The sequence below is a fragment of the Mesorhizobium sp. M7D.F.Ca.US.004.01.2.1 genome, from assembly GCF_003997785.1.
Taxonomy (GTDB): Bacteria; Pseudomonadota; Alphaproteobacteria; order Rhizobiales; family Rhizobiaceae; genus Mesorhizobium; species Mesorhizobium loti.
The window spans coordinates 1-1,020 of record NZ_RZRQ01000688.1; the positions used below are offsets into that span (position 1 = coordinate 1).

Genomic DNA, 1,020 nt, shown 5'->3' on the forward strand with positions numbered 1-1,020 from the left:
ATATGCCTTGGCTGTGCGCCTCGATATGGAACGCGCCGTTGGCGCACGCCAGGACGGCAAGCGGCAGCAGCACCTTGAGATTGCGCCAGTTGCGTCCGACGACGATTTCACGTGCCGCCGCAGCGGCGACCGTAAGCAGAAATGAGCCATCGATCACGGCGGCTGCTTCCCAGCCGATATCTGCCGAGAAGAAGACAGCGACACGGCCGGCAAGCCACAGGACCACCAGCGCCAACAGCGGCAGGCCTTGCACGGGCAGCCGGCCGGTCCAGTTCGGGATGGCGGTCAGCAGGAACCCGGTAACGATAGCTGGCAGGTAGCCGAACAGCATCTCGTGAATATGCCAGTCGACGGCAACGAACGCACTGTGGGCATCGAGTTCGCCGGCATACATCGGCAGCCAAAGCAGAACGGAGAGCGCGGCATACAGCGACCCGAGGAGGAAGAAAGGCCTGAATCCGTAGGAAAGAAACGCGGGCCCTGTGTAGGCCCTCAGGCGTGGAATCCCCATGATTAGCGTCTCCAAAATGAACAGGGCCGGATGAACCGCCGCCCTCGGTCCGTCCGGCCCGTGCCCGCCCCACTTATGGCAGGCAGGCTGTATGCTGGTCAGTTGGCCGGAACCTGGGTGAACAGGTCGGCAAACACCGTCTTTGCCTTCCCAGGGTGCTTGACCGCCTTGGCGGCATCGAGATTGACCGGCTTGCCGACAACGATCAGGGCGACCATGCCCATGCCGTAGTGGGGGGCGCATTTGACGCCGTAGACGCCCTCCTTTGTCAGCGTAACGGTGATTTCCTCGCTGGGCTTTCCCTTGAAAGGCTCAGCGCCATCCGGAAGCATACCCTTGATAGACTCGGCATCATGCGTCTTGTCGGTCGGCACGAACTTGACGGTGTCGCCGGGGGCTGCCTTGACGAAGGCTGGCTGGAAAACCATGGCGCCCTTTTCGCCCTTGTTGAGCATTTGCACCACATGCTCTTCGGCGCTTGCGCCGCTGGCGAGCGCCAGGATGGAGAC

At 62.4% G+C, this 1,020-nt stretch carries 2 protein-coding genes; both read right to left on the reverse strand.

Annotated elements, in window-relative coordinates:
- Nucleotides 1-511 (reverse strand): NnrS family protein (locus EN993_RS36190; protein ID WP_206532494.1); only part of this gene is annotated, 511 nt, incomplete at its 3' end.
- Between the two features lie 98 nt (nt 512-609).
- Nucleotides 610-1,020, reverse strand: a 411-nt coding sequence (locus tag EN993_RS36195) for a pseudoazurin (protein WP_245469088.1), incomplete at its 5' end; no start/stop codon positions are given.